The 26,087-nt window shown below is 34.0% G+C and carries 22 protein-coding genes and 1 tRNA gene; 10 read left to right on the top strand and 13 right to left on the bottom strand.

Translation table 11 applies throughout. The features are described 5' to 3' along the window. The first annotated feature begins 103 nt into the window (after positions 1-103). From ACODSB_RS17115 to ACODSB_RS17095, 5 genes are all read left to right on the top strand, one after another. Positions 104-958 (top strand): hypothetical protein, encoded by an 855-nt coding sequence (locus ACODSB_RS17115; protein WP_488937930.1) that lies wholly within the window; start codon positions 104-106, stop codon positions 956-958. Positions 959-969: 11 nt separating this feature from the next. Beyond that, positions 970-1,308, top strand: a complete 339-nt coding sequence (locus ACODSB_RS17110) for a hypothetical protein (RefSeq protein ID WP_488937929.1) — start codon at positions 970-972, stop codon at positions 1,306-1,308. 28 nt (positions 1,309-1,336) lie between these two features. After that, positions 1,337-1,654 carry a hypothetical protein gene (locus ACODSB_RS17105; protein WP_331138646.1) on the top strand — a complete coding sequence of 106 codons (318 nt, stop codon included), beginning with the start codon at positions 1,337-1,339 and terminating at the stop codon, positions 1,652-1,654. A 291-nt stretch (positions 1,655-1,945) separates the two neighbouring features. Beyond that, entirely contained in the window at positions 1,946-2,155 is a 210-nt protein-coding gene (locus tag ACODSB_RS17100) for a hypothetical protein (RefSeq protein ID WP_129746339.1), read from the top strand. Further along, positions 2,112-3,668, top strand: coding sequence for a recombinase family protein (locus tag ACODSB_RS17095; protein WP_488937974.1), 1,557 nt, complete (start codon positions 2,112-2,114; stop codon positions 3,666-3,668). The genes ACODSB_RS17100 and ACODSB_RS17095 overlap by 44 nt, the downstream gene beginning before the upstream one ends. On the opposite strand, the gene ACODSB_RS17090 is transcribed toward ACODSB_RS17095, so the two are convergent. Beyond that, positions 3,628-3,700 (bottom strand) — tRNA-Met (locus ACODSB_RS17090). The two genes, ACODSB_RS17095 and ACODSB_RS17090, sit on opposite strands and share 41 nt — an antisense overlap. Positions 3,701-3,816: 116 nt before the next feature. Here ACODSB_RS17090 and era point away from each other — a divergent pair. Together era and der are read left to right on the top strand one after the other, a co-directional pair. Beyond that, positions 3,817-4,698 carry a GTPase Era gene (gene era / locus ACODSB_RS17085; RefSeq protein WP_053470550.1) on the top strand — a complete coding sequence of 294 codons (882 nt, stop codon included), beginning with the start codon at positions 3,817-3,819 and terminating at the stop codon, positions 4,696-4,698. Between the two features lie 232 nt (positions 4,699-4,930). Further along, positions 4,931-6,238 carry a ribosome biogenesis GTPase Der gene (gene der / locus ACODSB_RS17080; RefSeq protein WP_053470548.1) on the top strand — a complete coding sequence of 436 codons (1,308 nt, stop codon included), beginning with the start codon at positions 4,931-4,933 and terminating at the stop codon, positions 6,236-6,238. Between the two features lie 77 nt (positions 6,239-6,315). Here the strand turns inward: der and ACODSB_RS17075 are convergent, their stop codons facing one another. Beyond that, complete coding sequence (locus ACODSB_RS17075) at positions 6,316-8,187, bottom strand: transthyretin-like family protein (protein ID WP_488937928.1); 1,872 nt, start codon at positions 8,185-8,187, stop codon at positions 6,316-6,318. Between the two features lie 341 nt (positions 8,188-8,528). On the opposite strand from ACODSB_RS17075, the gene ACODSB_RS17070 reads away from it, so the two are divergent. Next, positions 8,529-11,291, top strand: coding sequence for an outer membrane beta-barrel protein (locus ACODSB_RS17070; RefSeq protein ID WP_488937927.1), 2,763 nt, complete (start codon positions 8,529-8,531; stop codon positions 11,289-11,291). Between the two features lie 226 nt (positions 11,292-11,517). Here the strand turns inward: ACODSB_RS17070 and ACODSB_RS17065 are convergent, their stop codons facing one another. From ACODSB_RS17065 to ACODSB_RS17020, 10 genes are all read right to left on the bottom strand, one after another. Further along, the gene (locus tag ACODSB_RS17065; RefSeq protein ID WP_488937926.1) at positions 11,518-12,303 is read right to left on the bottom strand and encodes a hypothetical protein; all 786 of its coding nucleotides are present in this window, start codon (positions 12,301-12,303) and stop codon (positions 11,518-11,520) included. A 60-nt stretch (positions 12,304-12,363) separates the two neighbouring features. Further along, positions 12,364-12,708: a zinc-ribbon domain-containing protein gene (locus ACODSB_RS17060; protein WP_488937925.1), complete on the bottom strand. Its 345-nt coding sequence runs from the start codon at positions 12,706-12,708 to the stop codon at positions 12,364-12,366. A gap of 210 nt (positions 12,709-12,918) precedes the next feature. Beyond that, entirely contained in the window at positions 12,919-13,461 is a 543-nt protein-coding gene (locus ACODSB_RS17055) for a hypothetical protein (protein ID WP_488937924.1), read from the bottom strand. Positions 13,462-13,683: 222 nt separating this feature from the next. Then, positions 13,684-16,230: a TonB-dependent receptor gene (locus tag ACODSB_RS17050; protein ID WP_488937923.1), complete on the bottom strand. Its 2,547-nt coding sequence runs from the start codon at positions 16,228-16,230 to the stop codon at positions 13,684-13,686. A gap of 253 nt (positions 16,231-16,483) precedes the next feature. Further along, positions 16,484-16,897, bottom strand: a complete 414-nt coding sequence (locus tag ACODSB_RS17045; protein ID WP_053470541.1) for an RrF2 family transcriptional regulator — start codon at positions 16,895-16,897, stop codon at positions 16,484-16,486. A gap of 81 nt (positions 16,898-16,978) precedes the next feature. Beyond that, entirely contained in the window at positions 16,979-17,794 is an 816-nt protein-coding gene (locus ACODSB_RS17040) for a TPM domain-containing protein (RefSeq protein ID WP_488937922.1), read from the bottom strand. Positions 17,795-17,797: 3 nt separating this feature from the next. After that, positions 17,798-18,235, bottom strand: a complete 438-nt coding sequence (locus tag ACODSB_RS17035) for a TPM domain-containing protein (protein WP_053470539.1) — start codon at positions 18,233-18,235, stop codon at positions 17,798-17,800. Between the two features lie 60 nt (positions 18,236-18,295). Beyond that, on the bottom strand, positions 18,296-18,880 hold the full coding sequence (locus ACODSB_RS17030) for a LemA family protein (RefSeq protein WP_256637108.1): 585 nt from the start codon (positions 18,878-18,880) through the stop codon (positions 18,296-18,298). A 34-nt stretch (positions 18,881-18,914) separates the two neighbouring features. Beyond that, positions 18,915-19,247, bottom strand: coding sequence for a MerR family transcriptional regulator (locus ACODSB_RS17025; protein ID WP_053470537.1), 333 nt, complete (start codon positions 19,245-19,247; stop codon positions 18,915-18,917). A gap of 46 nt (positions 19,248-19,293) precedes the next feature. Then, positions 19,294-20,271, bottom strand: coding sequence for a peptidoglycan DD-metalloendopeptidase family protein (locus ACODSB_RS17020; protein WP_256637110.1), 978 nt, complete (start codon positions 20,269-20,271; stop codon positions 19,294-19,296). Positions 20,272-20,550: 279 nt separating this feature from the next. Here ACODSB_RS17020 and alaS point away from each other — a divergent pair, with 279 nt between their 5' ends. After that, entirely contained in the window at positions 20,551-23,187 is a 2,637-nt protein-coding gene (gene alaS / locus ACODSB_RS17015) for an alanine--tRNA ligase (RefSeq protein WP_488937921.1), read from the top strand. A gap of 207 nt (positions 23,188-23,394) precedes the next feature. Further along, positions 23,395-23,772, top strand: a complete 378-nt coding sequence (locus tag ACODSB_RS17010) for a GxxExxY protein (protein ID WP_180858571.1) — start codon at positions 23,395-23,397, stop codon at positions 23,770-23,772. A 92-nt stretch (positions 23,773-23,864) separates the two neighbouring features. Here the strand turns inward: ACODSB_RS17010 and ACODSB_RS17005 are convergent, their stop codons facing one another. After that, a complete protein-coding gene (locus ACODSB_RS17005; RefSeq protein WP_053470533.1) occupies positions 23,865-25,610 on the bottom strand; it encodes an ABC transporter ATP-binding protein in 1,746 nt (581 codons plus the stop codon). Positions 25,611-26,087: the final 477 nt, after the last annotated feature.

The raw sequence follows: 26,087 nt of genomic DNA, 5'->3' as shown, positions 1-26,087 counted from the left end.
CGGTAAAATTTGATACGGTACGGTACAAGTAATTGCTTACTTGCCTGTGTGTTAAACAAAAATACAATTTTTCAGACAAGTATTAACTAAAATGAGTAAAATTATGAAAGCAATCCAAAACACCACATCCGATTTAATTTATCGAGTTATTTCGCAGAACATCGATCCGATAGGCATTTACTGTTTTGCAGAGAAGAAAAGCAGTAATACTTTTAATGAGCCTTTTCAAAAGCCCATTAAAAAAGAAAAGCATGTCCATCTTTATCTGCTGGTCATAGCGGAAGAGTTCGAGGATAACATTGCCAATGATATTACCGATAAGATAAAGGGCAGATCGAAAGGCCTGATAACAGTGACCATCCTCATGCACAGCGTGCGAAATATTGTGAAATTATACGGCGACCAGCAGTTATTCTTATGTAATATTATTAGGAGTTCGCAGGCTCTGTTTATTGATGCCGAAAAGCATCCTAAAATTGACATTCATTCTGGGATACGCCATGTAAAAAGCACCACATTATATGCTGGAGACAGAAGCAGTGTTTCTGCATCGATCTGGGATCTTATTTACAATAATGACCAGTATTTTTCCTATGAAGTCAGAATGAGTTCCCTTCATCAGATAGTGGAACAGACCTGCCTTTCCCTTATAAGGGTATTTCTGGGATATACTCCTAATCATTTTTCTCTTGGCTACTTATTTGAGCTTTGCGAATACTTCACGAGCTTGACTTCTGAATACTTTCCCCGAAACAGCAGGGATGAAAAAAATATGTTCAAGCTTCTGAAAAAGAACCCAAACACGCTTCGATTCAGCAGAAGGAACAGTTTTGATTATCTGTACTATGGGCTGATGGAAGACAGATGCCGTGATTTTATGAAAGAGGCAGAAGTTCTGATTCAGAAAGAACTGGAGAGGCTTGAGAGAATTCATCTGGAAGAAGCTTTATCAGCATAAAAGCCAAAGTCATGAAAACTGATGAAATCAAAAAACTGGAAGACATCAGGGGGTTAAGCGGAAAACTGCTTAATACCCTGAAAAAAGCAGAGGATAAAAGAGGGATGTATAATGCAGAGATCAGGGTTTATGGCTATTGCGAACTTGGTTCAGTTGTTAGAAACCTAATGAAGCTCTGCATTATCGCTTTAGATCAGGACAGCGCAGAAGTTCCGCCTACGATTCAAAACCAATACATTGATGTTGGGCTTATACTGGGAATTGCACTGCAATTATTTCCAGTTGATGAACTTGAATTTTTAAATGAGATTACGGATCTGTTTTCAGAAAATAAAGAAGAAACAGAATAGACTACATTAAGTTTTAATATTTAAAATTATGGAAACTGATAAAATAAAAACACTGGAAGAATTTAAAGATTTTGCATCCTATCATTTTAAACTGCTGAAACCTGCTGGGGACAAAGGCGGTGAATCAATACGTGAGATAAAATTTTATGGTTACGCAGATATGACATGTCTGGGAGTGAATCTTATCCGCATGTGCCTGAATATCATTTATTCGGACGAACTTGATAACAGGGATATTTACATAGGCTCTGTTCTGGAACTTGCTCTTCAATTAATTCCAAGTGCCGAAATAGAGGTTTTGGATGAAATATACAGAATGCTGAATGAGAAGAGTGAAGTTAATTGAATGCTATGCTAAAGAAGTTTGTCAATAGTAGCAGAACTATTTTTATGTACATATTATGTCCATGACATTGAGAGAAAAGAGGCTTATCTTTATAATAATCTGAAAAAGGATTGAGTTATAATAGGTAAATTTTGCTTATGATCCTCAGTGGATTAGGTTTTATATTTGTATTATCCCCACCATATTTTGATCAGGATAAAATGAAAAAAGTTTTTTAACTTTAGAGCGGACAGTGATTGTGGAACAAAAAAGACCGAGGCTCGGTCTTTTTTTAATGAAGAGGAATTTCAAATGGAGAAAGATGGAAGAGAAGAAAGAGGAAAAATGACGGCAGAAAAGACCAGAAAAATGCTGAAAGATGAAGGAGTGGAAGTGACGCTGGAACAGGCGGGAATGATTTTAGAATTTTTAAGAAAACTGGCAAATATGGCAGTTTCAAACTATTTAAAGAGAAAAGATGAGAAGAATAGCAGACCTATACGTGAGAGTGAGTACCGATGAGCAGGCAGACAGGGGCTACTCACAGAGAAATCAGGAAGAAATGCTTCGCAAGTACTGCGAAATAAATGCAGTTGAAATAAGACATGTTATTTATGAAGACCATTCGGCAAAGACATTCAACCGTCCGCAGTGGAAGAAACTGCTTGCGGATTTAAAGAAGCATAAGAATAAAACCGATCTTCTCCTGTTTACCAAATGGGACAGGTTCAGCAGAAATGCGGGAGATGCATACCAGATGATTAGTATCCTCAGAAAATTGGGAGTTGAGCCTCAGGCAATAGAACAGCCTTTGGATCTATCAATACCTGAGAATAAAATGATGCTGGCTTTTTATCTGGCTGCTCCCGAGGTGGAGAATGACCGTAGAGCCCTGAATACCTTTCACGGAATGAGAAGAGCTAGAAAAGAGGGAAGATACATGGGAATTGCTCCCATTGGATATGTTAACCGAGTAAAAGAAGATGGCACAAAATATATTGCATTCGACCAGCCAGAAGCCTCTATTTTAAAATGGGCTTTTGAAGAACTTTCCAAAGGAATTTTCAATACGGAACAGGTGCTTCACATGGCAAAAGAAAAGGGGCTTAAAGCAGGCAAGAACCATTTTTGGAGAGCGATCCGCAATCCTCTTTACTGTGGAAAGATAGAAGTTCCTAAATATAAGGAAGAGGAACGCACTTTAGTGAGAGGACAGCACGAAGCTTTAATTTCGGAAATACTTTTCTATAAAGTTCAGGATGTGCTTGACGGAAGATCCCGCAAATATCTTCCAAAAACTCTTTCAGCCAAGCCTTTTCCGCTGAGAGGTTTTTTTATCTGTCCCGACTGCGGGAAAATATTGACTGGAAGCATATCTAAAGGACGACATAAATATTATCCATATTATCATTGCAGTGCAGGTTGCAGATACAGGATTAATTCGGAAACAGCCAATGAGATATTTATACAAAACCTGAAAAAATATGTTCCTATTCCTGAAATTAAAAATATCTATGCCAATGTCATAGGCGACTGTTATAAAGAACAGATTAAGGATGTCTTGGAAGAAAAAACTAAAATCATAAGCCAGATCAAAGATTATGAAACCAGAATCTCAAATGCAAGAGATCTTCTCGCAACAAAGCAGATAGATGCTTCGGACTACAGAGAGATGAAGTCAGATTACGGTGAGATGGTAAGAAGGCTTGAACTTAAATTATCTGGCATTGATGATGAAAATAAAGATATCGAAGAGCTTTTAAAAGCAGGAGTTGAGAATCTAATGAAGCTTAACGAATATTATGAAAATGGCAACTGGATTGAATCGAGAGATTTATTAGGTTCGATTTTTCCCGAGAATTTTACGATCTCAGAAAACGGGTTTCGAACCGCTAGAGTAAATGAAGTGGTGCATCTCATCTACAGTATTAACAGGCTGATAGGGCTAAATAAAAAAGGGACAAAGAAGAAATTTTCTTCTTTGTCCCAATTAGTAGCGGGAACAGGACTCGAACCTGTGACCTTCGGGTTATGAGCCCGACGAGCTGCCTACTGCTCTATCCCGCGATGTTTCGGGTGCAAAGATACGCCGATTTTTGAGAATTCCAACGAAAATTTTAAAAAATGTTTTATTTTCTGTATTAACTTGATATGACTACCTTTGCAAAATAAATAATACGCAAATGTCACATAAAGCAGGTTTTGTAAACATAATCGGGAATCCAAATGTTGGAAAATCGACACTAATGAATGCCTTTGTTGGAGAAAGATTATCAATCATAACATCAAAAGCACAAACAACACGTCATAGAATCTTGGGAATCGTAAATGGCGAAGATTTTCAAATGGTACTTTCAGATACTCCCGGAATTATAAAACCGGCTTATGAAATGCAGGAGTCGATGATGAACTTCGTAAAGTCGGCTTTTGAAGATGCTGATGTTTTAATTTACATGGTCGAAATAGGGGAGCAGAACTTAAAAGATGAAGATTTCTTTAATAAAATCTTTTATGCTAAAATCCCGGTTTTACTATTACTGAATAAAATCGACAACTCAAATCAGGAACAATTAGAAGAACAGGTTGGTTTTTGGAAAGAAAAACTGCCAAACGCTGAAATTTTCCCAATCTCGGCTTTACAGAATTTTAATGTTCCGGAAGTTTTTGGACGAATTATCGAATTGCTTCCAGAATCTCCACCTTATTATCCAAAAGATCAATTAACAGACAAACCGGAACGTTTCTTTGTAAACGAAACCATTCGTGAAAAAATCTTATTGAATTATAGTAAAGAAATTCCGTATGCAGTAGAAATTGTAACAGAAGAATTTCATGAAGACGAGAAAATTATTAGAATTCGTTCTGTAATTATGGTCGAACGCGATACTCAAAAAGGAATTATCATTGGTCATAAAGGTGCAGCACTAAAGAAAGTTGGAACCGAGGCCCGTGCCGATTTAGAGAAATTCTTCGGAAAACAAATTCACATTGAGCTTTACGTAAAAGTGAATAAAGACTGGAGAAGCAATGCGAATATGTTGAAACGATTTGGTTATAATCAATAGAGTTTAATTGTTTCAAGTTTCAGGTTTCAAGTTGAACATCAGGGCTCAACTTGAAACCTGAAACTTGAAACAAAAACAATAAAAACTTAGGTACTTAGAAACTTAGCGACTTAGTCACTTTTTTAACTACCTTTGCAAAAAATTAAAATAAAGCATTTTGGATTACAGATGGTTAGGTTTTTAGGAAGCTAAAAATCTAAAATCTGAGATCTGAAATCTAAAATTCAAAAAAATGAATAACATTGTTGCGATAGTAGGAAGACCTAATGTAGGGAAATCAACCCTTTTTAATAGGCTGATACAAAGAAGAGAAGCTATTGTAGATTCAGTATCTGGGGTTACCCGTGATAGAAACTATGGTAAAAGCGAGTGGAACGGAAAAGAGTTTTCTGTTATTGATACGGGTGGATACGTTCGCGGATCTGACGACGTATTTGAAGGTGAAATCCGTAAACAAGTAGAGCTTGCTATCGACGAAGCAGATGTTATTATTTTTGTAGTTGATGTAGAAGAAGGTATTACGCCAATGGATGAAACGGTTGCAAAGTTACTTCGTAAAGTAACAAAACCAGTTTTATTGGCTGTAAACAAAGTAGATAACGCAATGCGTGAAAAAGATGCGATTGAGTTTTATAATCTTGGTTTAGGAGATTATTTTACTTTCGCAAGTATTTCTGGAAGCGGAACTGGAGATTTATTAGATGCATTAATTGATGCTTTTCCAGAAAAAGAACCTGTTGAGGTTACAGAAGAATTACCTCGTTTTGCAGTTGTAGGTCGCCCGAATGCTGGAAAATCTAGTTTTATCAATGCCTTAATTGGTCAGGATCGTTATATTGTAACTGATATTGCAGGAACAACACGTGATGCAATTGATACAAAATTTGACCGTTTTGGTTTCGAATTTAACTTGGTTGATACTGCGGGAATTCGTCGTAAAGCAAAAGTTAAGGAAGATTTAGAGTTTTACTCGGTAATGCGTTCTGTAAGAGCAATTGAGCATGCTGACGTTTGTATATTAGTAATTGATGCAACTCGTGGTTTTGAAGGGCAGGATCAAAGTATTTTTTGGCTGGCAGAGAAAAACCGTAAAGGTGTTGTAATCTTAGTAAACAAATGGGATTTAGTTGAAAAAGATACCATGTCAAGCCGCGATTACGAAGAGAAAATTCGTAAAGAATTAATGCCATTTACAGATGTGCCAATTTTATTCGTTTCGGCTTTAACAAAACAACGTTTATTAAAAGCTTTAGAAGCTACAGTTCAGGTTTTTGAAAGCAGAAAACAAAGAATTGCAACTTCAAAATTCAACGAATATATGTTGAAAGTTATTGAAGCTTATCCTCCGCCAGCGACAAAAGGAAAATATGTAAAAATTAAATATTGTATGCAATTACCAACGCAGACGCCTCAGTTCGTGTTTTTTGCTAATATGCCGCAATACGTTAAGGAACCATACAAAAGATATCTGGAAAATAAAATTCGTGATAACTGGGATTTCTCAGGAGTTCCAATCGATATTTATATCAGAGAGAAATAGATTTTCAGGAATCTAATCAAAATAAAAAAGCAGTATTTCAAATTCGAAATACTGCTTTTTTGATTTACAAAATGATTTTAAACATCATAAAAGAATAATTGTTCCAGAGGCGTTCCGCCGTCAGAATCTCCATAATCACCATTATGTTTTCTGGTTGATGAATACAGTTTTAATGTATATGTACAACGCGTCATATCTGCAGGAGGATTGTTCAGCTGCGAACTATTGTTGGTTCTTTCGTCAACAGCCGGAAGTGCATTTATTACACCGTCCAGAATATCTCTTTCAACCGAATGGCTATTATTATTCAAGTGTAAACTACAGCCTGCTAAATACGGATGATAAACAGTATATCGTCCATGAATTGTTCCGCTTATTGGACTGCAAAGACTGCTTTCGTCTAATTCCTTAATAGATAATTTTCTATATATAGGATTATTATTCATCACGACAGAATTCAATGTTTTTCCGTTTCCGCCAATAACACCAAAATTATTAGAAGGCTTGTCGATCACTTCTCTGATTTCAAATCTGATAGCAAATTTTTCTAACGGAATTTTGCTTCCAGCTGGAATATTCTGTCCTGCATTGATACTGTTTGCCGGAATACTCGGAGCTGTTGTAAGTGCTGTAGTATTTAGCGAAATCAGCGTATCTTCTTCAATAATATTATAAAGCGCTAAATCGGCAGGAGTTAATCCCACGGCAATTAAAGTTCTTTCAATAGCATGATTAACATCAAACCAGCCTTCGGAATCAAAATCACTTTGATCACTCCAAACAAAAATATCGTTAAGAATAAAAGAGAAAACTTTACGGGTTAGTTTAGAAACTATGCTTGAAGTAAATAATCCAGGAGTTACACCAACAATTTTGGTAAAATTAGACTCTGGTAAACTAACCGTATTATTTGGTGCTGTTGTGTCGCTCACTCTAAAGCGGTATTCGATAGGGTTTCCTGAACCTGATTTCAAGGCAGCTTGTCCCGTTAATCGTATAACAGAGTATAAAACGTTTTTACCAGCTCCGGCAAAACCATCAGCATCAAAATCATAAGAGCTTGATCCGTATGAAGAACTAAAAGCAGCTCCAATTCCTGTCCACGCACTTGGGAAATTAGGATCGTTTGGATCTACCACATTTACATCAGAACATAAATTTACGCATAAACAAAAACCAACATTTTTGCGTGCATCAGCTTTGGTTTCGTCAACTAATTTTGTACCGCCTAATTCCGCTTTAAAATAAACATCAGGCCCGCTCTGGAAAGAAAGAAAACTTGGATCAGTTTCTATGTTAATCCAAGGCGATAAAAATGTCTTTTTAAAATCGGCAGAAGTATAATCAATTCTAAAATGTCCGTTTGAATCTGTTGTTGCCGTTCCTAAATTATCATCGGTAAAAAAATCGGCATCCATTGCCGTAACCTTCGCATTAGCAATTGGTTTATTAGTCTGACAGTTCATTAAATGACCGCAGATAACCCAAGCATCAAAAAAGTGTCCGCGAATATAGCACCACCATTTATAAGCAATAGCATATTCCCATCTGTGTTTTTCATCTTTTGCTTGTTTTTCAAGCTCTAAACGCATTGAGAAAGTTGTAATATGCAGCTGCACTATTTCATCTCTTTTTGGTTTTGGATGTTTTGGCGGAACAGTGCCGCACACAAAATCAATATCGAAGCTTGAATCAAGATGATTTTCACTAACTTCAATTTGAAAATTACCTTCTGCATCTGTTTTTGCTTTATAAACAAGTAATTCTGCTCTTTGTTTCGCTTCTTCTTTTGAAACAAAACGAAATGTTTCTTTTACATTTGAGGCCGCATTGGCAGTAGAATTAGCATTTCTGTATGGATGATAAATTAGAATTTCTACTTCAGATACGGCTTCAAGACAATCTTCACATACATATCCTCTTAAGGAGCCTTTAAAAATATTTCTCATGGTAATTGGTTTTAAGTTGCCTACTCTTATCAGTTTTCGACTTTTCTGTCATACTCTGTTTTAGGATTTTCTGAATTCTCCTTTATTGTTGTCGCAAAGTTTTTGTATTTTGATGAAATAGATGTAAGGCTTAATACTGTTTTTAAAAGGGCGGTTTTACCCTTTTTTAAAGGGTTTAAAATATTGAAAATCAATAATTTATTTATAATAATAAAGCTTTTGATATATTTTTTGTTACCTTAATAGAAGCTAAAATGGCATACTATTTGAATAAATGTAAAAACTACAATTAAACCTTTTGGCTTTTATGTAGTCTAATCATCTAACTAACCAAATTTTTTATGACTAAGATTTATTCATTTCTTTCGTTTTTTTTCCTTTTTGTCTTTACAGCCCATTCGCAGAATGATATTACTATTAGAGGGGCAATTTTAGATGTTAATACCCAATTGCCGCTGGAAATGGCAACTGTTTATTTCACCACAATTAAAGATTCTACTGTTATTGAATATGCCACCACAGATAAAAATGGTGCTTTTAGAATGGATATCAAAAAATATGATAAACCTGTATTTTTGAAGGTAAGTTATATGGGATATCAAACCTATTTTGAAGAATATAAAGGACTTACAGAAAGTAAAGATTTTGGTAAAATATACATGCTTGAAAATGTAAACGCCTTAAATGATGTTGTTATTAAAACAGAAGCAGCGCCCATAACAATCAAAAAAGATACTTTAGAATTTAATGCGGCGTCATATAAAGTCCGTCCGGATTCTAATGTCGAAACTTTACTAAAGCAATTGCCCGGATTTGATGTCGATAATGATGGAAAAATTACCGTAAATGGGCGAGAGGTCAATCAGGTTTTAGTAAACGGAAAGACCTTTTTTGATAAAGACGGAGCCATTGCGATTAAAAATTTACCGGCAGATATTATAAAAAAGATTCAGGTTTCTGATTTTAAAACCAAGAAAGAAGAACTGGCAAAACAAGAATCTACTTCAGATTTTTCGAGTATTAATATTACTATTGATGAAAAGAAAAACAAAGGATATTTCGGGAAAATAATGGGCGGTTATGGTACAGATGATCGTTATGAAGCCAATGTAAACCTGAATTATTTTAATAATAAACAAAAAATAAGCTTGCTGGCTTCTTCCAATAATATCAACGCAACCGGATTTTCTATGGATGATGTTTTTGATAATATGTCGGGCGGGAGAAACAGCAGCGGAAGAGGTGGAAGTACAAATTCTGGCGGAAGCGGGAAGGGGATTACACAGTCAAATTTAGTGGGACTTAATTATTCTGACGACTGGACGAAAAATCTGCTGGCAATGGGAAGCTATAACTTTTCGAATACCATTAATAATAACGACAGTAAATCAAATCAGCTTAGTTTTTTGCCAACTGGAAATATTATTACTGAGGCAGAGTCTAAAACAAGAAACGAAAGCACCGGGAATAATGTCAATTTTGAATTAGAATATAAAATTAATCCAAGTATGCGAATTGTGGTGGCGCCAAAGCTGAATCAATCGCGAACAAACAGCAATTCGACTTCATCAAGTTCTTCTGAAGATGAAAACGGAAATGCATTAAACGAAAGCAATTCTAAATCATATTCTGAAAGTGATAATTTTAATTTTGGCAACACAATCAACTTTAATAAAACTTTTGAAAAGAAATCCCGAAATCTAAGTTTTGTATTCACCAATAATAATACAAGTACGGATTCTAATGGTTTGAATCTTTCTGAAACAATTTTCTATCAGGACAATCAGCCAAATGATGAAAGAAATCAGACTACAAAAAAGAAAAACAGCAGTGATGCTTATTCTGCAGATATCGAGTATACAGAACCCATAACCGATTCTTTAAGAGTAAGATTTGGATCTGATTTTGATTGGAATACTAGCGTAAATGATGAAAAGACTTTTAATTTCAATCCTGATACACAAGAATATAGTGACTTGAATTTGTCTTTAAGTAATTATACAAGTTCTGTACAAAATTCAGTTACGCCAAAAGTTGGAATTACGCTGCAAAAAAACAAGTTTACATTAAATCTTGACAGCCGAACTTCAATCGTAAATTTTGATAATCATTCGTTATATTTAAATAATGCGACAGATTTAAATAAAAAATATGCATTGCCATTTGCGACAGCCATATTTAGATACAAGTTTACGCGTTCTAAAAATTTATCGCTTAAATATGATTATTCAAACGCGCTGCCGTCAGCAACGCAGTTAATGCCTGTTGTAAACCTTAACAATCCGCTAAATACAATTGTTGGAAATCCTAATTTGTATCCGGTTGAAAAAAGTAGTGTAAATTTCAATTTCAAAAATTACGATTTCCGTTCACGTTCCGGTTACAGTTTATATTTAAAAGGAGATTATTATGATAATGATATCGTGTCGACTTCTATTTATGATGAAAGTGGAAAAAGAAATACAACGTATGTAAATATTTCCGGCGTTTACAATGCCTCTATTGGTGCAAACTGGAATCAGTCGGTAAAAAGCGGAGCACATACTTTACGATACGGTTTAGGATTAAACGCAGGGTATTCTTTTGACAAAGGATTTACAAATGCTGTTTTGTACAATGCAAAATCAACTTCGATTACTCCAAAAGTTTATATGTCATACGATTATGGAGAAATATTGACTATTGCGCCATCTTATAATTTATCATACAATCAGTCGAAATATGAAAATTATTCAAGAGATGCGACCTCAAATGTGGTTCACCGAATCAATTTACAGACGACAACGTACTGGCCGGAAAATTTAATCTTCGGAAATGATTTTGGATATACTTATAATTCGAATATTTCCGGTGATTTCAAAAAAGATTTTTATCTATGGAACACCAGTTTATCTTACGGATTCTTTGATAAAAAACTGTATGCAAAAGTAAAAGTGTATGATGTTTTAAACCAAAATTTAAGTGCTACACGAACTATTTCTGCAACCGCAATTCGCGATGAAGAAAATACTGTTTTAAGACGTTATGTAATGTTTTCCCTGGCTTATAAAATCGGAAACTTTACAGGATCTGAAAAAGGAGGAAAGAGAAGGCAGAGAGAGTAGGTTTTTTGAGGTTCAGAGGCTCAAAGGGACAAAGGTTCAAAGGAACATAGAATAGAAAAAATCCTAAATCAAATTTATTTGATTTAGGATTTTTCTATTTATTAAATAATTCTTTTTATTTATGTTTTGATTTTTTACATCTGTTGCTATTTACTATTTCTGTTTTTTGAATTTACATTTAGAATAATTTACATTTTAATTTATGAAATTCTCTCCATTGCAGGAATTATGAAGCAGTTATTTGCAGACCTTTTCTCAGAAGTTCTAAAAAAACATCAGGACTTGTCATTTGAGAATATAAAACAATAAACATTTCATCTCCGTTTTTACTAAATGCTGCGATATTGCCGTCTTGGGTAAGAGTAACGGTTTTCATATCAGAAAATAAAAAGTCTTTGTTGTTGATAATAACTTTTGTTTTAGATAAAACTATATTTTTGTTGTACTTGCTTAATCTTGAAAGAGGTGCATGAACCATTTGATTCATTATTGGGTTATTATCCGTTGATGTTTTAAAAACAATATTGTTTCCGTTGTCTAGCTGCTCAGCCAAAATTGGTGTGCGTTGTTCGTGATAAAGATTCTTAAAATGATTTATTAATTCCATATAATTTTTAACATCCGAATTAATTATATACCATTCTTCACCATCATTTTTTTGAAATGCAAGATTTAATAATGACATTTTGCCACTATAAAAACTTACTTCATTTGTAATATCTCTAATAGAAATCTGTTTTCTTTTTTTAGTTTTTCGATTTATAATTGTAATATCATTTTCTGAAAGTTCAAAGTTTACTTTTGGTAACATTTTGCGTGATAATACGAAAAAGAAAATACCGCCAATTAGAAAAAGAAAAATGCTTTTTTTTGATTTGTTTGCTAATTCTGATATCTCAGCAGAATGGTTAAACAAGAAGAAAAAACAAGCTGCACCAATTGTTAGGCATAATATTGCAACAGCCATTAATAAATTACTATTTAATGCACTTGAATTATATGTTTTTTTCATAATATTTTATTGTAATACTTAATTCTTGCCAGATCTGGCATTTGAAGTTAAGAAGAGAGGTTAATTTGCTAAATGGCTGTTATATAATTTATGCAGATAAACAGCAGCTATAAGTAGTATTGTAATTATTAAACCAGTAAAGAACCATATTTTTGGAGCTGGAAGTTTTGTCTCGTATTCTTTTGTATAAGAAGACGGCATAGTATGGTCATCAGTACTATATCCACAGCTGGTGCATACGGTTACTCCTGAGCGGGAAAGAGGTATAATAGGGATAAACCAAATGTGATAATATTTTTGGTAATACTGAATTTGAGTAGTATGTGTTTTTTTGCAGTCTGCACAAGATATATTGTTTGATTGCTCCTTTTTTGTTTTTACAGTTCGTGTTCCGTAAACAATCATGATATATTATTTTTTAAAATAGTTATTGCCTAAATCGAAATTTATTTTTTTAATAAACAGATGATTTCAGGATGTTATAAAAGATAAAAACCGAGTGTAAATTTCTTCTTTAGGAGCTTTTCATAGGGCTTTTAAAAGTTCAAAAAATATTAAAAAAGGATATTTATGAATGTTTGTAATTGTCTGTTAATTTTAGAATTACAATAAAATCTAAATTGTAGAACAATATTTGGAGTCGAAAACGATGACTTTACTATTTAAGTTTAAAAACGATTCCAGCTGCGGTATGATTTCCATTTCTAAAAAACGTACTTCGGGATTGGATTTATTTTCGTTTTTGATGCGGGCTGTTAATTTGATCTTTTTAATTTTATTACTGTCCTTAGAAGTAAGAACATAATGATAACTCATTGCTCCGGACTTTGTAACAATATCTATTACATTGTTAAGTGAAATCACTTTCTTTTTACCCCGCAGCGTAATTTTGTACAAAGCGTTTTCGGTTTTATCAAAAATAAATGTCTTTTTATTTTTAATCATGAATTTGTAAATGCCATTAAATATTAAAACAGCACTTATAAAAATAGAGATAATAAATCCGATTTTGAAATCACTTAAGTGTGATAAAATAAATCCGGAAGCCAAAACTAAAATTCCCGATATGCATTTTAAAATGATATTTGATTTTACATACCAATAAGGACTATATGACATTTGACTCGCTGAAACTGTGAAATTATAGTAATTCGGCATTTAGTATTCTCTTTATATTGCTGATTATCTTTTGGCTAGAAGAAAAATCATTGCTATGAAATACTAAATTCATTGTTTGAGACTAAAAAGGAAGCCTTTGTAAGTTTTTAAAATAACAGTTTAAGGTAATTTATGCTTTGAAGAAACATTTTGCAAAAAAAAAACGAGATACGTTTTACCGTATCCCGTTAATTAGTTTTTAGTTTTAATTTTTATTTATTCTTATAAGTTGTATTTCAATGTGATTCCGTAAGTTCTTTGGTCACCTAATACACCAGCATATTGTCCTGCGTTACCTCCTGCAGGCAATAACTGCTCATAATAATCTTTATTTAAAAGGTTACGTCCCCAAAAATGAACAGATAAACCTTGAGATGCACGGAAACCTAAACGAGCATTAAAAATCGCATAACCTTGTACAACTAAATATTTTGAAGCCGAAGGGCTTGAAGAAAATTCAGAACGAGCGTAAGAATCAATAGCAAGGAAAACTTTTCCTGCGTTTCCAAAGAATCTTGCACTATCAGAAAGTTCACCGCCTAAAGATCCTGCCCATCTTGAAGCACCCGGAAGATTAGTTCCTGAAACATCTTTGAAAGATACCGGAGCTCCGGTTTCTTCTAACGGAAGCGGCGCATTAGTAAATTTTTCATAAATCGCATCTGTATAAGTTGCGGCACCATTTATAGTTAAATGAGAACTTACTACAAAACTTGCATCTAATTCAACACCTTGTACACGTACTTTATCTGCATTAGCAAGATAACCACGGTTTACACCCAATTCAGCAGCCTGGACGTTAGTTTGAAAATCTTTAATGTCTGTTTTAAACGCAGCAATATTGAAGATTGAATTTTTGAAAGGAGAAGTTTTTACCCCAACTTCATAATGATATACTTTTTCAGGTCTAATAACCGCAAGATCTAATAAAGGAGCACCTTTAGAATCTGTTGGAAGTCCCGCAACATTTACACCAACCGGTTTGTAGCTTTTTGCAAAAGTTCCGTAAGCATTGATTCTGTCATTTGCTTTAAAAGTAACCGTAATGTTTCCAGAAAAGTCAGTGTTATCAGTACTTGAATCAAAAGCCTGATCAGAATAAACTAATTTTTTCAAGGCTAACAATGCCGGATCAGTAGTTTGTAAACCTCCGTATGTTGTACGAGCGTAGTGCGCGTCTTTTTTATCAAAGTTATATCTTAAACCTGGTAAAACGTGTAACCAATCTGTAATTGCCCAGTCAATTTGTCCAAATACTGCAGCACTCGAAGCTCTGATTCTTGCATCAGTTTTAATTCCGTATCCTTCAAAAAGACCCGGAGTTTTCCATAATGCACTTGTTGTACTTTGAGAGAATCTCCATTGTGCATTTCCAGATTCTTCTGTTCCATCAGTTTGAGATGTTTGATCGATAAAGAATACTCCGGCAACACCGCTAATTTTAGATGTTAACTGTCCTGCGTAACGAACCTCTTGCGTAATTTGAGTTTGTCTTGTTGGGTTTTGAGATTTAGCCAATACTTGTAATCCTGTAAAATCCCTGTCATTTGATGGATCCCAGTTCCAAAAACGCCATGCAGTAGTAGAAGTAAGAGTTCCGCCTCCAATTTTTGTATCAACATTTAAAGATAAACCTCCCATATCCTGATTAGAACGCCAAGGTGTATCCTGATCAATTCTACGATCAAAAGCATTTTGACTTGGAAGCTGATAATTTAAATCTTTAATGATAGCATCAAATTGACGGTAAGCAGCTCTTTGAGTTGGAGCAACACCAGCCACAACTTGTGCATATCCATCAGGACGCTGCGTTGTAATATCAGCAGCAAATATAACGTTAGTATTTACAGTTGGAGTCCAAAGTAACTGACCTCTAATACCTTGATTGTTTAATGTATTGGTAGATCTTCCGGTTGCAACATTATCAACTAAACCATCACGTGATGTACCTGAGAAAGATAATCTACCTGCAACTTTGCTTCCTAAAGCACCCGTAACAGAAGCTTTTGCCTGCAGGAAAGAATAATTTCCGTAGCTCACTTCAAAGTCAGCGCCTGAAGTAAAACTTGGTTTGCGAGTTGTAATATTGAATGCTCCGGAAGTTGTATTTTTTCCGAATAAAGAACCTTGTGGTCCGCGTAAAACCTCGATTTGTTCTACGTCGATAAAGTCAAGAGTTGTAGCTGCCGGACGAGCGTAGTAAACACCGTCAACATAAAATCCAACTCCCGGATCGATACCGTCATTTGTTAAACCAAATGGAGAACCTAAACTTCTAATATTAATACCTGTATTTCTTGGATTTGAAGAATAAAGCTGAACTGAAGGAACTAATTCTTTAATACGGTTTACGTTAAAAGCTCCCGTTTGTTCTGCTTGTTTTCCTGTAATAACAGAAATGGCAATTGGCACATCCTGAACTTTTTCAATTCTTCTTCTTGAAGAAACCACAACTTCAATAAGTTCGTTTTCTTCTTTAAGCAAAACCTGAATTGGATTTACAGGGATTGAAGTAACTTCAATTTCAGATGTTGTATAACCTACATACTGAATTAAAAGTGTTAATGGCAATCTTCCTTTTGAATCGATTGTAAATTTACCGCTGTTATCTGTAACGGCACTTGTTGTAGTTCCTTTAATTACCACGTTTACGGCTTCTAAAGGGATATTTTCGCTTGTTGTAACAACACCTTCAATGTTTTGTGCAAATGAAATAGAGAAGGTTAAAAAGAATAAAATTGTAAGTATATTTTTAGTGGAATTTTTCATATTTTATAGTAAGTATATATGATTAGTAGAATTTAAAATAAAATTTTTTTAAATCAACAGCACATACATATAATAGATGAATTTCTATTTACAGGAGCAGAAAGCCCTGTTTGTTTATTTTGCAAAAATTTTGATACACCCGATGGACTAAAATGTACTTTCATGTTAAAAATTTTGTAAATGGTTAGTTAATTATTTTGTGCAAATATAAATATTAATTCTATAGATTTGCTAGGAATTAGAAAATATTTTTTTATTTATTTACCAATGAAGCTATAGTGATACCTTCCATAGCCTTTAAAGTTTTATCTCTAATAAGCATTAAACCGTGACGCAGACTGCATTCAGACTCGGTTTTACAATCAGAGCAAGGCTCGTAAAAATTTAAAGAAGCGCATGGCAAAAGTGCAATTGCACCGTCAAATAATCGGTGAATTTCTGCCAAAGTGATGTCATTTTTTGATTTTATCAGGTAATATCCGCCAAATTTTCCCTGCTTACTGCTCACAAAACGTCCTCGTTTTAGATCTAAAAGAATCTGTTCTAAAAACTTTTTAGGAATGTTAGCGCCATCAGCTATTTCTATAGTTCTAGAAATGTGATTTTCGTCTTGTTCTGCTAAATAAAGTAAGGCCTTAAGGGCGTATTTTGCTTTATGTGATAACATCTATATAATTAATTGTAAAATGTAAATGTATGAATTTAAACTTGAAACTGAAAACTGCGACTGCAAACTGTTTTTCTTTTTCTACCAGCTTCCGCCAGAACCTCCTCCGGAGAATCCGCCTCCGCCAAATCCACCGCCGAAACCGCCGCCTCCGCCAGATGAACCACCGCCAAAACCTCCAAATCCACCGCCGCTGCTTCTGCCAAGACTGCTTAAAAGGATTACATCCATCAGGCTTGGACCGCCGCCACTGCTGCCAGAATTTCCACCTCCTCTTTTGCCGCGAGAAAGTAAAATTAAAACAATTACAACAATAACGATAAATGGAAGTATAGGAAAGTCTTTTCCTTTAGACTGCTTGCGTTCGCCTTTGTATTTGCCTTTAAAAACATCAAAAAGTGCATCGGCACCTTTATCAAGTCCGCGATAATAACTTCCGGCTTTAAATTCGGGAATAATAATGTTTCGGGTAATTTCTCCTCCAATTCCTGCGGTTAAACGATCTTCTAATCCATAACCAGGCGAAATCCAGATTCTTTTTTCGGCTTTAGCCAATAAAATTAAAACACCGTTGTCTTCTTTTGCTTGTCCAATTCCCCATTCCTGAGCCCATTTTGGAGTAAGAATTCCAATATCTTCACCTTTTAAGCTTTCGATAGTAATGACTACAATTTGAGTGGAAGTGGAATCAGAATAACGAACTAGTTTTTCTTCTAACTGCGTTTTTTCAGCAGCACTTAAAACATTGGCGTAATCGTAAACAGAAGTTTGAAAATCCGGTTTTTTTGGAATATCAAATTGAGCAAAAATGCTATTGCTGATAAAAAGCGTGATAAACAAAAGAGTAAACTGAAAAATTCTGTTGGAATTTAAAATTTTATTATTGGAATTTTTCATTATTTATCCTTTTGAGATTTCGTTAGATAATTCGTTTGTATCGTCTGCTAATGAAGGAAAATGCTTTTTTAACTGTTCTCCGGCATTCAAAATACCATCAACAATTCCCTGTTTAAAGTTACCAGATTTAAAATGATTGGTCATAATGTCTTTGGTACAATCCCAAAAATCATCAGCAACCAAATCATCGATTCCTTTGTCTCCGCAAATCACGAAGTTTTTATCCTCAACTGCAAAATAGAGTAATACACCATTTTTTAGTCTGGTTTCATGCATTCGTAATTCATGAAAAACTTCTAAAGCTCTGTCATAATGAGCTTTAGAAGTTGTTTTTTCTATATGAACCCTAATTTCGCCAGAAGTATTATTTTCGGCCATGCGAATAGCTTCAACAATTTCCTGCTCTTCTGCTTTGGTTAAAAAATCTTCTACTTTTGACATGTGAAATATTTTAGAGTTTAGATTTGTGATTTTAGATTATTTTCTAAAAATATTAAATTCTTAGAATTTTACTTCAACTGGTTTATCTGCTCCGGTAGAAGCCTCGAAGTATGGTTTTTCTTTGTACTCGCTCAGGAACCAGTTGTTTGGAATTTTTAAGATGTAACCATTATAACCTTGTACCGCTTCGTTAAAACGAGTTCTAGCCGTTAAAATTTGGTTTTCGGTACTTGCTAATTCGTCTTGCAATTTCAAGAAATTCTCGTTTGCTTTCAATGTTGGATATTGTTCCACAGAAACCAATAATCTTGATAAAGAAGAAGAAACACCGCTTTGAGCCTGATTAAATTCTTTTAATTGCTCTGGAGTTACATTACTTGGATCAACAGTTACAGAAGTCGCTTTTGCACGAGCCTCAATTACTGCTGTTAAAGTTGATTTTTCAAAATCAGCAGCACCTTTAACTGTATTTACTAAATTCCCAATAAGGTCATTTCTTCTTTGGTAAGCCGTTTGTACGTTACCCCATTCTTTATTTACAGCTTGGCTGTATTGCAAAGCACTATTTTTAATTCCAATCGACCAAAATGCGATAATGGCAATAAATACGATAATAATTCCTACAGGGATTAACCACTTTTTCATATTTGTTTTGATTTAAGTTTATTTCTATTTTTAATTACAATTCGTTTTTGATGTCGTTCAATTGTGTTTTAATGGTCTCTAATTTACGTATTATTTCGAATTTATCTAATGTTTTCTTCTGACCTTCTTTTAAATGTGTTTTGGCACCTTCAAGTGTAAAACCTCTTTCTTTAACTAAATGATAAATCAATTGCAGATTGGTTACATCTTCGGGCGTAAACATTCTGTTGCCTTTGGCATTCTTTTTTGGTTTTAGAATATCAAATTCGCTGTCCCAAAATCGTATCAAGGATGCATTGACATTAAAAGCTTTGGCAACTTCGCCAATGCTGTAATATCTTTTATCTTTTGAAAGCTCAATATGCATGTTTTTTTGTTTCTAATTTATTTCAAAAATAATACTTTTTGTAGTATTAATCTAATGACTGATTTTCCTGGTTTGCCATTTTCGAAATTGCCACGTATTCTGCCGCCGAAATATTGCCATAATAGAAGTTCAGCGGGTTGACAACATTACCATCTTTATGTACTTCATAATGACAATGCGGCCCTTCAGATCTTCCTGTGCTTCCTACATAACCAATTACGTCACCGCGTTTGACATGTTGTCCGGGTCTGCAGTTATATTTGCTTAAATGCGCGTACAAACTCTCATATCCAAAACCATGCCTGATCACAACATGGTTCCCAAAGCCCGAAGCTGTGTTGTCAGCCCTTGCCACAACGCCGTCGCCAGTGGCATAAACAGGCGCTCCCGTGTTGGCAGTAAAATCCATTCCGTTGTGCATTTTTCGCACTTTCGTGAAAGGATCGATTCTGTATCCAAATCCAGATGCAACACGTTTCAAATTTTCATTTCGCACGGGCTGAATCGCCGGAATCGCTAACAATAAACTTTCTTTTGCACCGGCTAATTTCAATATTTCATCTAATGATTTCGACTGAATCGCCAATTCTTTTGAAAGTTTATCGACTCTTTTTGTCGTATTCAAAACCAGCTGCGAATTGTTATAACCTTCTAATGTTTTATATCTTTCAGGATTTCTAAAACCTGCTTTTCTAATAGAATCCGGAATTTCGGCTTTATTAAAATATACTCTGTAAATATTATTGTCACGTTCTTCTAAAGCCTCTGCGGCAGCGTCGATTTCGTCCAGTTTTTTATTCAAAATGGAATATTGCAGCTTTAAATTTTCAATTTCACGTGCCTGTAAACGATCTTTTGGCGTTTCAAAATACGGAGTGTTAATTAAAAGTACAAAAACTAAAAATCCAAACAATGCCGAAGCCACTAAAAACAGTAAAGCATAACCGATTTTGATTCTTTTTCTGGTTTTTATTTTTGTATAAGCCAGATTTTCTGAGTCGTAATAATATTTTACTTTCGCCATATTTTAAAATACGCTATTTTTGCAGCTTGTAAAATCAATTAGTCGAACAATAGTGCTAAATGTTTCAATTGTTGACAGCTTTTTTACAAGAACAAAATAATTTGATAATTTGGGGGAATTACATAATTATATAATGCGCAAAATAGGGAATTTATTGTTGAAAAGCATAAGTTTTAATTTTCGATTTTAAAATTAACGCATTATTAATTTGAGATTATTTCTAATTATCACATTATCAAATTGACACATTTGTAAACAGATACATTTTCTAATTTAAATATGAAATCACAAGACGTACGTAAGCAATTTTTAGACTTTTTTAAAAGCAATGGACACCTTATTGTTCCATCGGCTCCAATCGTTCTTAAAGACGATCCAACCTTAATGTTCAATAACTCGGGAATGGCCCAGTTTAAAGAATTTTTCTTAGGGAACGGAACTCCAAAAAGTCCAAGAATAGCCGATACGCAAAAATGTCTTCGTGTTTCTGGAAAACATAATGACCTTGAAGATGTAGGTTTTGATACCTATCATCATACTATGTTTGAGATGTTAGGAAACTGGTCTTTTGGAGATTACTTCAAAAAAGAAGCAATCAACTGGGCTTGGCAGCTTTTGACAGAAGTTTATAAAATTCCAAAAGAAAATCTTTATGTTTCTGTTTTTGAAGGAAGCAAAGAAGATAATGTTCCATTTGATCAGGAAGCTTGGGATATCTGGAAAACATTAATCGATGAAGACCGAATTATTCTTGGAAATAAAAAAGACAATTTCTGGGAAATGGGAGATCAGGGACCATGCGGACCTTGTTCTGAAATTCACGTTGATTTACGTCCGGAAGCTGAGAAAGCTTTAGTTACAGGAAAAAGTTTGGTAAATAATGATCACCCGCAAGTAGTTGAAATCTGGAATAATGTATTCATGGAATTCAACCGTAAAGCTGACGGATCTCTTGAAAAACTTCCTGCACAACACGTTGATACCGGAATGGGATTTGAGCGTTTGTGTATGGCTTTGCAAGGAAAAACATCAAATTATGATACAGATGTTTTTACACCGCTTATAGAAAAAGTAGAACAAATTACAGGTTTAAAATATACATCTGATGAAGTAAAAAACATCAGCGAAGAACAAAATAAAACCAATATTGCAATTCGTGTTATTGTAGATCACGTTCGTGCGGTCGCTTTTGCAATTGCCGATGGACAATTACCGTCAAATACTGGTGCTGGTTATGTGATTCGTAGAATTTTACGTCGTGCAATTCGTTACGGATTTACATTCTTGAATACTAAAGAACCGTTTATCAATAAATTGGTAGAAGTTCTGGCAAACCAAATGGGAGAATTTTTCCCTGAAATTAAATCACAGCAGCAATTAGTTACCAATGTAATTCGTGAAGAAGAAGCTTCTTTTTTAAGAACTTTAGATCAAGGTTTACAATTGTTAGAAAATGTAGTTGCAGAAACTACAGGAAAAGAAGTTTCTGGTGCTAAGGTTTTTGAATTGTATGATACATTCGGTTTCCCAAAAGATTTGACTGCTTTAATTCTAAAAGAAAAAGGATTCTCTTATAATGAAGAAGAATTTGAAGTTGAATTACAAAAACAAAAAACACGTTCTCGTGCAGCTTCTGAAGTTTCAACAGAAGACTGGAATGTTTTGATTCCCGGAAATGTAGAAACATTTGTGGGTTATGATAAAACAGAAAACGAAGTAAAAATTACTCGTATCAGAAAAGTTGATTCTAAAAAAGATGGTATTTTGTACCAAATCGTTTTAGATAATACACCTTTTTATCCAGAAGGCGGAGGACAAGTTGGTGACAAAGGAACACTAGTTTCGGCAAACGAAACGATTGAAATTATCGATACCAAAAAAGAAAATAACTTGATTTTACATTTCGCAAAACAGCTTCCTGAAAATGTAGAAGCAGGTTTTGTAGCAAAAGTAAATACTGATTTAAGAACTTCAACTTCAAAAAATCACTCAGCTACGCATTTAATGCATTTGGCTTTGAGAAGCATTTTAGGAACGCATGTAGAGCAAAAAGGATCATTGGTAAATCCAAATTACCTGCGTTTTGACTTCTCTCATTTCAGCAAAGTTTCTGATGAAGAAATTAAACAAGTTGAAGCTTCTGTAAATGCTCAGATTGAAGCGCAATTACAGTTGGTTGAACATAGAAATATTCCAATTCAGGAAGCATTAGATAAAGGCGCAATGGCTTTATTTGGTGAAAAATACGGAGATAATGTTCGTATGATTGAGTTTGGTGAAAGTAAAGAGTTATGTGGAGGTATTCACGTAAAAAATACAGCAGAGATCTGGCATTTCAAAATTATTTCTGAAGGTGCAGTTGCGGCAGGAATTCGTCGTATTGAAGCGATAACTGGTGATGCGGTGAAAAACTTCTATCTAAACCAGGAAAATACATTGGCAGAGATAAAAGAAACGCTTAAAAATCCACAGGATATTTTGAAATCTGTTGCTTCTCTTCAGGATGATAATGCGAAGTTGAAAAAACAAATTGAGCAATTATTAAAAGAAAAAGTAGGCGCTTTAAAATCAGAATTAGAGAAAGATTTCCAAGAGGTAAACGGAGTAAATTTCCTTGCTAAACAAGTTGATTTAAGTATGGCTTCTACAAAAGATTTAGCTTCGGCTTTAGGAAGTTCAAAACCGGATTCGTTTGTTTTTTTAGCTTCTGTTGAAGATGGTTTACCAAATATTCACTGTTATATCGCTAAAGAATTGGTCGCAAGTAAAAGCTTAAATGCTAATGCAGTTATCAAAGAATTAGGAAAATATATTGACGGAAATGGAGGAGGACAGCCTTTCTTCGCATCTGGAAAAGGTAAAAATGCTGCTGGAGTTGTAGAAGCTTTGGCTAAGGCGGTTGAGTTTTTAAAGTAAGTTTTTTTTTAATCTCGCAAAGACGCAGAGTCGCAAAGTTTTTTTAAGCTTTGCGATTTTTTTTGGAATAGTCTTGCTCGCTAAGTATTGAGTTTATTAATTTTTTTTTAATCTCGCAAAGACGCGAAGTCGCAAAGTTTTTTAAACCTTGCGATTTTTTTTGGTTTAATAAACTACATTTGTAAGTTTTTACTTTAATATTTTAAAATGACTGAGAATGAAATTTCGGCTGTTGTAGTTGATGCTTGTTATAAAATACATGTAAAATTGGGGCCTGGATTGTTGGAGTCAGTATATGAAGCTATTTTGCATCATGAATTGACAAAGAGAGGGTTGAGTGTTGAAAGACAAAAAACGTTGCCTGTTATTTGGGATCAAATAAATTTAGATATTGGTTTTAGAGCAGATTTAATAGTAGAAAATAAAGTGATTTTAGAAATAAAATCAATAGAACAGCTAACAGATATCCACGCAAAACAAGTGCTGACTTATCTTAAAATCACAAAAATGAAACTAGGTCTACTTATAAACTTCAATGTACCAATTATCAAATTTGGTATAAAAAGGGTAGTTTCAAATCTTTAATTAAACACTTAAAAAACTTTAAATAAAAGCAGAGTCGCAAAGCTTAAAAAAACTTTGCGACTCTGCGACTTTGCGAGATTCTTTACGCGCAACTATTTTCGTTCCCCAATTTGCTGACGCCACATAGCATAATACAAACCTCTTTCAACAATTAAATCATCATGTTTACCTTGCTCGATGATTTTACCTTGTTCTAAAACAAAAATTCTATCAGCGTGCATTACAGTTGATAAACGGTGTGCAATTAAAACCGTGATTCTGTTTTTATCAGATATATTTCTAATTGTAGCATTAATTTCTTCTTCAGTAATAGAATCCAGAGCAGAAGTTGCTTCATCAAAAATCAATAAATTTGGATTTCTAAGAATTGCTCTGGCAATAGATAAACGTTGTTTTTCTCCACCCGAAACTTTGATTCCGCCTTCACCAATTGTAGTGTTTAAACCATCTTCGGCACGTTTAAGAAGTTTATCACAGCTGGCTCTTTTTAAGGCATCATATAATTCTTCGTCAGTTGCATTTGGTTTAACGAATAATAAGTTTTCGCGAATTGTTCCAGAGAATAATTGGGCATCCTGCGTTACAAAACCTAATTGTTTTCTTAAGTCTAGTAAATCAATTTCTGTAGAATCAATATCATTATAAAGAACCTGGCCTTCGGCCGGAGTATATAAACCAACTAATAACTTAACCAAAGTTGTTTTCCCTGAACCAGACGGGCCGACAAATGCAACAGTTTGGCCTTGTTTGATTTCAAAATTGATATTTTCAACCGCTTTGAATTTTGCTGTTTTATGCTGAAAACTTACATTCGAAAATAACAAAGACTGAATTGCTCCAACATGTTTTGGATTTTTTGGACGGAATTCTTTTGGAGCGCTTAATAGTGTTTTAAAGTTTTCCATCGAAACTTTAGTTTCGTTCAAAGCAATAATGAAATTTCCAAGTTCCTGAAGCGGACCAAAAATGAAAAACGTAAAGAATACCATTGTCAGCAAATCACCCACAATAATTTTTCCTCCAAATAAGAAATAATACAAAGTGAAAACAACGCAAGTTCTTAAAAAGTGAACAGTTGTTCCCTGAATAAAACTCAAACTTCGAATAAATCTGATTTTTTCTAATTCTAATTGCAGAATTTTAAAAGTGTTTAAGTTCAAACGTTTCTCTTCCTGATAGGTTAAACCAAGACTTTTTACCAATTCGATGTTTCGTAAACTCTCTGTTGTAGAACCCGCCAAAGCATTCGTTTGATTGACAATTTTTTTAGAAACAATTTTGATTTTTTTACCTAAATAAGAACTTACCAAAGCAATAATTGGAGCTGTAATTAAAAAGATAAGTGAGATTCGAAAATCAATTCGGGCAACATAAAGAATTACAAAAATGAATCCGATAACGGTTTGAAAAATCAAAGAAATCGAAAGTGTAATTAATTTTTCAGAATCAGACCGAACTTTGGTTAACTTACTCAAAGTTTCACCGCTTCGCTGATCTTCAAATTCGGCGTAAGGTAAATCGAGGGATTTTTTAATTCCGTCGGTATACATTTGTGCGCCGGTTCTCTGGATTACAACATTCGTGAAATAATCCTGGAAGTTTTTGGTAATTCTGGAAATCATCGCGGCACCAAGCGAAAGCCCAAGCCAGAAAGAAAGTGATTTGATAAAACCAGTTGGATTTCCTTCGTATTTGTGTAATCCAACACCGCAATCCTGCATTAATTTACCGGTAATAATAGAGTCTGATAAACTGAAACAAATGTTTATGGAGGCCATAATCAAAGCAAAAAGCAAAAGCATTTTGTGTTTGATTATATAAGAATATAATAATTTCATATAGAGTATAAAAAAATGGAAGATGCAAAAGTAAGCAATAGTTTGTCTTGATGGAGTTGATTTTTGTTATTAAAAATGTAAATTTTTAATAATTGATTTTTAGCTTATATCGAAGGGATTATTGTTTAATAACACAATGAGCAAGTATTGGTATTTATTTGAGAAATTATATTTATAATGATAAAGATTATTATTGAATAGAATAGAATGCATCAACTAGTTCTGGAGATAAAAAATACCTTATTATAATAGTAAAATGACAGGAATAGCTCATTTTTTTAAGTGGTGTGCGATATGTTTGTTTGTATAAATCTAATACATGCCAAATGAAAAAGAATTTACTTCTTTTCTTAATTTTAATTTTTACATTCCTTTCATGTTCAAGTGATGCAAGTAATGATAGTGATAATACTAAAGATGATATGGATGTGCTAACTTAGCATGGAGTTCTAGTTAAGAACTAAATCTTAACTTTAG

Source organism: Flavobacterium sp. FG68 (assembly GCF_057808895.1).
This window is presented reverse-complemented; position numbering and strand designations above follow the sequence as displayed.

Coding starts and splice junctions, on each gene's coding strand:
- ACODSB_RS17035 (WP_053470539.1), bottom strand. CDS start 18,235: ATGTCAAAAGTAGAAGATTTTTTAACCAAAGCAGAAGAGCAGGAAATT.
- ACODSB_RS17005 (WP_053470533.1), bottom strand. CDS start 25,610: ATGAAATTATTATATTCTTATATAATCAAACACAAAATGCTTTTGCTT.
- ACODSB_RS17010 (WP_180858571.1), top strand. CDS start 23,395: ATGACTGAGAATGAAATTTCGGCTGTTGTAGTTGATGCTTGTTATAAA.
- ACODSB_RS17110 (WP_488937929.1), top strand. CDS start 970: ATGAAAACTGATGAAATCAAAAAACTGGAAGACATCAGGGGGTTAAGC.
- ACODSB_RS17075 (WP_488937928.1), bottom strand. CDS start 8,187: ATGAGAAATATTTTTAAAGGCTCCTTAAGAGGATATGTATGTGAAGAT.
- ACODSB_RS17045 (WP_053470541.1), bottom strand. CDS start 16,897: ATGTTATCACATAAAGCAAAATACGCCCTTAAGGCCTTACTTTATTTA.
- ACODSB_RS17030 (WP_256637108.1), bottom strand. CDS start 18,880: ATGAAAAAGTGGTTAATCCCTGTAGGAATTATTATCGTATTTATTGCC.
- ACODSB_RS17105 (WP_331138646.1), top strand. CDS start 1,337: ATGGAAACTGATAAAATAAAAACACTGGAAGAATTTAAAGATTTTGCA.
- ACODSB_RS17095 (WP_488937974.1), top strand. CDS start 2,112: ATGAGAAGAATAGCAGACCTATACGTGAGAGTGAGTACCGATGAGCAG.
- ACODSB_RS17115 (WP_488937930.1), top strand. CDS start 104: ATGAAAGCAATCCAAAACACCACATCCGATTTAATTTATCGAGTTATT.
- ACODSB_RS17040 (WP_488937922.1), bottom strand. CDS start 17,794: ATGAAAAATTCCAATAATAAAATTTTAAATTCCAACAGAATTTTTCAG.
- ACODSB_RS17050 (WP_488937923.1), bottom strand. CDS start 16,230: ATGAAAAATTCCACTAAAAATATACTTACAATTTTATTCTTTTTAACC.
- ACODSB_RS17065 (WP_488937926.1), bottom strand. CDS start 12,303: ATGAAAAAAACATATAATTCAAGTGCATTAAATAGTAATTTATTAATG.
- ACODSB_RS17070 (WP_488937927.1), top strand. CDS start 8,529: ATGACTAAGATTTATTCATTTCTTTCGTTTTTTTTCCTTTTTGTCTTT.
- ACODSB_RS17020 (WP_256637110.1), bottom strand. CDS start 20,271: ATGGCGAAAGTAAAATATTATTACGACTCAGAAAATCTGGCTTATACA.
- der (WP_053470548.1), top strand. CDS start 4,931: ATGAATAACATTGTTGCGATAGTAGGAAGACCTAATGTAGGGAAATCA.
- ACODSB_RS17100 (WP_129746339.1), top strand. CDS start 1,946: ATGGAGAAAGATGGAAGAGAAGAAAGAGGAAAAATGACGGCAGAAAAG.
- ACODSB_RS17055 (WP_488937924.1), bottom strand. CDS start 13,461: ATGCCGAATTACTATAATTTCACAGTTTCAGCGAGTCAAATGTCATAT.
- alaS (WP_488937921.1), top strand. CDS start 20,551: ATGAAATCACAAGACGTACGTAAGCAATTTTTAGACTTTTTTAAAAGC.
- ACODSB_RS17025 (WP_053470537.1), bottom strand. CDS start 19,247: ATGCATATTGAGCTTTCAAAAGATAAAAGATATTACAGCATTGGCGAA.
- era (WP_053470550.1), top strand. CDS start 3,817: ATGTCACATAAAGCAGGTTTTGTAAACATAATCGGGAATCCAAATGTT.
- ACODSB_RS17060 (WP_488937925.1), bottom strand. CDS start 12,708: ATGATTGTTTACGGAACACGAACTGTAAAAACAAAAAAGGAGCAATCA.